The sequence below is a fragment of the Bacillus sp. GMa5/1 genome, assembly GCF_050172015.1.
Taxonomy (GTDB): domain Bacteria; phylum Bacillota; class Bacilli; order Bacillales; family Bacillaceae_G; genus Bacillus_A; species Bacillus_A cereus.
This window is the reverse complement of sequence record NZ_JBNLYC010000204.1, coordinates 1-6377: the sequence shown is the minus strand read 5'-3', so window position 1 is coordinate 6377 and position 6377 is coordinate 1. Positions and strand designations below refer to the sequence as shown.

The window sequence follows — 6377 nt, the reverse complement described above, 5'->3', positions numbered from 1 at the left end:
AAGTAGAACGGCTATAGACATTTTATAAATATTTTCTAACAAACTTACATTTTCTAATAAGTTTTTCAGCATGTTTATCACCTATTCTGTAAAGTAGATTACAGAGAAATAGATCTTGAGCTGTCTAGTTTCGTTTATTTTTTATTTTCCCTGTATCATCAATTTCTACATCAGTTGAAATTGTTTGTAAATATTGAAGAGCTTTTTTCTTTTCTTCCTCATTTACAGGGGAAACTTGGTTGTTGCGAATGATATAAGGATTGAATGACATTTGGACATCCTTTCCTTTAAAAGTTAAAGTTAATACGCCAGTTTCGGCGCTTTTTCCATTCACATAACTTGGGAATAAAAAGTTACCTAATGAGTAAGCGATAGGAACTTTATTATAATACTCAAACCCTTGTAACCAATGTGGATGGCTTCCGACAATCGCGTTAGCTCCTGCTTCAACCATTTTAGGTACATATTGCTTTTGGTATTCTACCGGACGGTTTGATTTTTCAACGCCCCAATGCATATAGACGATTAAATAGTCTGCATCTTGTTTTTGTTCTTTAATTGTTTTTGTTACAAGATTTAAATCATAGCCATTCGCAACGCCAGGTTTATTCTCACGAGCTACCCAATTAGAATCAGGCATAAATCGAACGAAGGAAAGAAATTTAAACTTTTTCCCTTTTACGGTCATTTCTCGTGCTGTATATGCATCTTTTGCATTTTTTCCGGCTCCAATGTAAGGGAACTTTAATTTTTCTACGTGAGAAATCGTATCTAATAATCCATCTTGCCCATAATCAAGTGTGTGGTTATTCCCAATATTTACGATGTCATATCCAGTGTTTTTAATAGCTTGTAGTGTAGATGGATCACTTTTAATCCAAAACAATTGCCCAGGTGCTTTCTTTTCTTTCGTTGTAAATGCCGATTCTAAATTCACAAAAGAAATATCAGCTTTTTTTATTTCTTCTTTTACATGTTGGAATGGATAATCAGCCCCATTCTTTTCAATTATAGGACGTAATTGCCAATCAAACATTGTATCACCAGAGAAGGTGAGTGTGATTTCTTTGTCTTCTATTTTCTTTTCGCTTTTTGAAGCGGTTTTACTAGATTTGTTTTGTAAATCGTGTTTGTCTTTTGCTTTTGAAATAAAAGAGTAATTGATTAATAAAACAATCGGTGTAATGAAAAAGGCTATTAACAAAAATCGTTTTAGTAAAGTTTTCATATATACCTTCCCTTTTAATATTATCCCGCAATTAAATTAACACTGAATCTATTAAAGGTAATTAAAGTTACAAAAAAACAGCGGGTTATGTAGCGGAAAACATTTGTTAATATTCTCAATATTAAGTTAACATATAGATAACCTGTAAATCAATGTATAAACCAAAATATAGAAATAAAGAATTCGAAGGGTGAAGAATGAGAAATGGTTATATTAGGAGCAGTTGTAAATGGGATTTGTATTATATTTGGTACTTTACTTGGTAAATTATTTAGTAGGATTCCAGAAAGTATGAAAGGGACGATAATGCACGCAATCGGTTTAGCGGTTACTGTGCTTGGGCTTCAAATGGCATTAAAAAGTGAAAACTTTCTTGTTGTCATACTGAGTTTAGTGATTGGTACGGTAATTGGAGAATGGTTACAATTAGAAGAAAAGTTAAAACATTTAGGGGATTGGCTAGAAAATAAAGTTGGATCGAAGGGGAAAGGAAGCATATCAGAAGGTTTTGTAACAGCTACTTTAATTTTTGCAATTGGTGCGATGGGGATACTTGGTGCACTTGACAGTGGGATTCGCGGAAATCATAATATTTTATTTACCAAGGCAATTATCGATGGATTTATTTCTATTATATTAACGACAACTCTAGGAATTGGCGTAGTATTTTCGGCGATTCCAGTTGTTTTATATGAAGGTGGTATTGCAGTTTTTGCAACACAAATTAATAGTTTTGTCCCAAAAGAATTAATGAACCAATTTATAGTGGAGATGACGGCTACGGGCGGCATTATGATATCTGCTATCGGATTAAACTTACTCGGATTTATTAAAATTAAAGTGGCAAATTTACTTCCAGGTATATTAGTAGTGGGTGTAATTGTTTCAATTATTTATGGTTACGGTTTGTTAGTAAATTCGTAGAGGGTGGAAACACATATGGAGGAATTTCAATTTACAAAACGTGTGCATAAAATATTGGAGATTGCAGCAGAAGAGAGTGAGTATAACATAATTCACCCGGTCCATCTGTTTATAGGTATGTGTAAAGAAGGTACAGGAGTTTGCGCTGAGTTATATATGTATTTGTTTCATAAAGTCGGTCCAGATTTTTCAGAAAAACTTTCGTTACGAAAACGATTCGATTTACATAATCAAGAGTATAAAAAAATAGGGCAATATAAACTATCTTATAAGGCGATAGAAATTTTACAAATAGCGAAGAAACGTATGGAACGCTTTCAGCAAGTAGTAATCAATGAAGGACATATTATGTATGCGTTATTTCGTGTAGATACAGATATTGGCGAATTTATACATACACAAATGCAAGAAGATATATTACGTATTACAGCTGCACCGAGAGACTTAGCGGTTGATTTAAATAGTTTTAAACCTACTTATAACACATTATTTTGTCATGTAAGAAGAGCTAGTCCTTCTGATTTTGATAAGTTATCACGATTTGTGGCGGCTGAATTTTGTGAACGGTGGTTACAGTCGGTTGATTACGGATTTCGGACATATAATGAAAAGTTACCTATCTATATTGCACAGCAGGAGGAAGTAATAGTTGGTTTCGCCTGTTACGATGTAGTGAGAGGAAAGAAAGGATTGTTTGGTCCAATGGGCATAGCGAAACAAAATCGTGTGAAAGGTGTAGGAAAAGAATTATTGTATCATTGTTTATATAATATGAAGCAAGATGGATATGAATATGCGATTATTGGACAAGCAGGTCCCATTGAGTTTTACGAGAGAAATTGTAATGCTCGTTTAATACCGATAGATAATAAGTAACCAACTTCATATAGAGGAGTTGGTTTTATTATGAAAATGATGTAGAGATGTAGTGGTTTTTACTAGAAAATAGCGGGTTTTGTAGTAAATCTTGCATAAAAAGCAAATTACTAAACTTTTTACAAGAAAGGGTGTAGAATGGGTATCTAAAGAAAGAAGGTGTGAAAATGGCCAGCTGGAAACGAAATTTAATGATTTGTTGGCTAGGTTGTTTTACCACTGCAGCCGGTATGAGTTTAGTAATTCCTTTCTTATCTTTTTATATTGAGGAATTAGGAGTAACTGGCACTTCAAGTATTGCACAGTGGTCGGGACTTGCATTTGGTGTAACATTTTTAATGGGTGCGATCGTATCGCCAATATGGGGAAAGCTTGGTGATATACATGGACGGAAACTGATGCTTATTCGTGCTAGCCTCGGTATGGCGATTATTATGACGCTTATGGGGTTTGTAACGGATGTATATCAATTAGTCGCACTAAGATTTTTAATGGGAGCAGTATCTGGTTTCCTTTCAACCGCAATGACATTTATTGCAGCAGAAACTCCGAAAGAACATTCAGGATGGGCAATTTCTACAATTTCAACTGGTGGCGTGAGCGGTTCTTTACTTGGTCCATTACTTGGTGGATATTTGTCTGAGTTAATTGGAATGCGTCATGTCTTTCTTGTTACAGGAGCTTTTTTATTCCTTTCCTTTCTCATCGTTTTTTTCTTCTTGCATGAAGAAAATCACTCTGCTCAAGCAAAAAAAACACAGCCGAAAAAAGTATGGACGATGGTCCCAGCGAAGCATTTAATTATTAGTTTATTTGTAACAACATTTATTATTCAACTTGCTAATATGTCAGTTCAACCAATTGTTACATTGTACGTGAAAAATTTAGTAGGTCCTCATACTGCACATATTGAAACAATTGCGGGAGCAGTTATGTCAGCAACAGGATTAGCCGTTATTTTGGCAGCACCAAGACTAGGAAGATTATCAGATCATATCGGTCCTCAAAAAACGTTAGTTGTAGCGTTATTTGCTGCAGGAATTATTTTTATCCCGCAAGCATTTGTAACCTCAGCTTGGCAACTATTAATTCTTCGATTTTTATTAGGTATCGCACAAGCAGGATTATTACCTTCTGTACAAACTCTACTAAAACAACATACACCAACCCATGTTACGGGACGGATATTTGGATATAATCAATCATTTCAGTTTTTAGGAAATATGATTGGTCCAGTGCTCGGGGGACAAATTGCAGCACATGCAGGCTTCCAATATGTTTTCCTCTCTACATCATCACTATTATTTATTGCGTGTATCTGGGTTTATTTTCATAATAAGAACGAAGAGGTATCAGAGAAACGACATTTGGAAGTTAGTTAACTAAGTGAATGAAAAAGAAAAAGGATGAAGCAGCATGTGCTTCATCCTTTTCTTTAAAATCGAAGACAAAGATAACTTAATGTACCAAGCTCGTAACTACGGTGAATGACTTCACCGCTATTTTCACCACTTCCCATAGCGATAAATAAAGGAACAAAATGTTCTGCTCTTGGTACTGCTAATTGTGCATGAGGAGCATTTTTCTCCCAATTAAACAATGCATCTTTATCGTTATGCTGCATATGTTTAATAATCCAATCATCAAATTCAATTGCCCATTTTTCAGGTGTAGTTTGATTCCATTTCAAAGCTCGTAAGTTATGGACGGTAACACCACTCCCGATTACTAAAATATCTTCTTGTCCGAGTCCTTTAAGTGCTTCTCCAATTTTAAATTGTTCTTTTGCAGAAAGGAATGGATTGACTGATATTTGCACGACAGGAATATTTGCTTCTGGATATATGCGGTGCAGGAGTGTCCATGAACCATGATCTAAACCTCTCGTCATATTATGATGGACTGAAATACCTTTGTTCTTAAATTTTGTTTCTAACATAGATGCAATGCTAGAAGAGCCTTTCGCACGATATTTGATTTCGTATAACTCAGGGGGAAAACCTCCAAAATCATAAATTGTTTCATACTCGTTATCTGATGAGGAAATCGTTAATACTTCACTTTCCCAGTGAGCAGTGAAAATAACAATTGCTTTCGGTTTATATGTTTCTCCAAGTGTTTTTAAAAATCGTGTATAGTCTGTATCTTGAATAGCGAGCATAGGCGAACCATGTGCTAAAAATAATGATGGCATCATAATAGTAGAAACCTCCTAAAAATTATATAGTTACTTTATGTAAGTAACTATATAATTTTATTTTAGGTTCGTCAAGAGATCAGTTTGAAAGCAAGTCTGAAAAATACATCATTTGTCATAATGAAAGCAATTACATATAATATAAAATAAGAAAAGTGAATGGATATTCATTTCTCTTAAAGGTATACATAATAGAGTTGGGAGCTGACGAAATGAATGTACAGGAAAGTTTCGTTACGGCATTGGATGGATCGGAAATTTATTTGCGTAAGTGGTTACCAGAAGGAGATCCGAGAGGAATTATTCAAATTGCACATGGCATGACAGAGCATGCAGGGGTGTATACAGAATTTGTGGATGCTTTATTGGAAGCAGGGTATGGTGTTTATGCGCATGATCATAAAGGACATGGGAAAACAGTAAAAAAAGAAGAAGATTATGGTCATTTTGAACCAAATATAGGGTGGAATCAAGTTGTATCGGATGTTATCTTTGTTTCAGAAAGGATAAAAGAAGAGCAGTCAAGTCCTTTGTTTTTACTTGGACATAGTATGGGTTCTTTTTTATCAAGACGTGCTGTACAACTTAGAGGCGAATTATATGATGGATTTCTGATTTCAGGAACAGGTGGAAATCCAGGGCTTTTAGGAGTTATTGGTCATAAAGTAGCAACAATCGAAATGAAGTTGCGCGGGGCAAAAACGAAAAGTCCAATGTTAAACTTTTTATCTTTCGGAAACTTCAATTCGAACTTTAAGCCAAATCGTACAAAATTTGATTGGTTATCTTCAGATAATAATCAAGTTGATAAATATATTGCGGATCCGTTATGTGGTTTCATTTGTACGACGAGTTTTTACCGAGAATTATTTTCTGGTGTATTAGAAGTAAATAAACTAGAAGAATACAAGAAGACGCCAAAGAATCTTCCAATACATATATTCTCTGGTGATCGTGATCCTGTTGGCGATATGGGGAAAGGTGTAAAAGAAGTATATGAAAACTATAAAAAATGTGGTGTGAAAGACGTGACACTACGTTTATATGAAAATGGTAGACATGAAATGTTTCATGAAGTAAATAAGGATGAAGTATTTAAAGATTTAATTTCGTGGTTAGATGCGCATAATAAATGAGAAGGATAATCCCAAA

Annotated in this window: 6 protein-coding genes; 4 read left to right on the top strand and 2 right to left on the bottom strand. The window is 34.5% G+C overall.

From position 1 onward, the window contains the following. Positions 1-124: 124 nt before the first annotated feature. A complete protein-coding gene (locus ACQGSG_RS25335; RefSeq protein ID WP_000854527.1) occupies positions 125-1228 on the bottom strand; it encodes a CapA family protein in 1104 nt (367 codons plus the stop codon). A gap of 204 nt (positions 1229-1432) precedes the next feature. Between ACQGSG_RS25335 and ACQGSG_RS25330 the strand changes: the two genes are divergently transcribed. From ACQGSG_RS25330 to ACQGSG_RS25320, 3 genes are all read left to right on the top strand, one after another. Continuing rightward, positions 1433-2152, top strand: a complete 720-nt coding sequence (locus tag ACQGSG_RS25330) for a DUF554 domain-containing protein (RefSeq protein WP_000236036.1) — start codon at positions 1433-1435, stop codon at positions 2150-2152. Positions 2153-2167: 15 nt separating this feature from the next. Next, complete coding sequence (locus ACQGSG_RS25325) at positions 2168-3028, top strand: GNAT family N-acetyltransferase (RefSeq protein WP_000390847.1); 861 nt, start codon at positions 2168-2170, stop codon at positions 3026-3028. 167 nt (positions 3029-3195) lie between these two features. Then, a complete protein-coding gene (locus ACQGSG_RS25320) occupies positions 3196-4410 on the top strand; it encodes a multidrug efflux MFS transporter (protein ID WP_000179303.1) in 1215 nt (404 codons plus the stop codon). Between the two features lie 53 nt (positions 4411-4463). On the opposite strand, the gene ACQGSG_RS25315 is transcribed toward ACQGSG_RS25320, so the two are convergent. Next, a complete protein-coding gene (locus tag ACQGSG_RS25315; RefSeq protein WP_025966212.1) occupies positions 4464-5225 on the bottom strand; it encodes a DODA-type extradiol aromatic ring-opening family dioxygenase in 762 nt (253 codons plus the stop codon). A 212-nt stretch (positions 5226-5437) separates the two neighbouring features. Here ACQGSG_RS25315 and ACQGSG_RS25310 point away from each other — a divergent pair, with 212 nt between their 5' ends. Beyond that, positions 5438-6361, top strand: a complete 924-nt coding sequence (locus tag ACQGSG_RS25310) for an alpha/beta hydrolase (RefSeq protein WP_001102587.1) — start codon at positions 5438-5440, stop codon at positions 6359-6361. The last annotated feature ends 16 nt before the right edge of the window (positions 6362-6377 follow it).

Excerpts from the sequence above, each read along its gene's own strand:
- ACQGSG_RS25320 (WP_000179303.1), top strand. The coding sequence starts at position 3,196 with ATGGCCAGCTGGAAACGAAATTTAATGATTTGTTGGCTAGGTTGTTTT.
- ACQGSG_RS25330 (WP_000236036.1), top strand. The coding sequence starts at position 1,433 with ATGGTTATATTAGGAGCAGTTGTAAATGGGATTTGTATTATATTTGGT.
- ACQGSG_RS25310 (WP_001102587.1), top strand. The coding sequence starts at position 5,438 with ATGAATGTACAGGAAAGTTTCGTTACGGCATTGGATGGATCGGAAATT.
- ACQGSG_RS25315 (WP_025966212.1), bottom strand. The coding sequence starts at position 5,225 with ATGATGCCATCATTATTTTTAGCACATGGTTCGCCTATGCTCGCTATT.
- ACQGSG_RS25325 (WP_000390847.1), top strand. The coding sequence starts at position 2,168 with ATGGAGGAATTTCAATTTACAAAACGTGTGCATAAAATATTGGAGATT.
- ACQGSG_RS25335 (WP_000854527.1), bottom strand. The coding sequence starts at position 1,228 with ATGAAAACTTTACTAAAACGATTTTTGTTAATAGCCTTTTTCATTACA.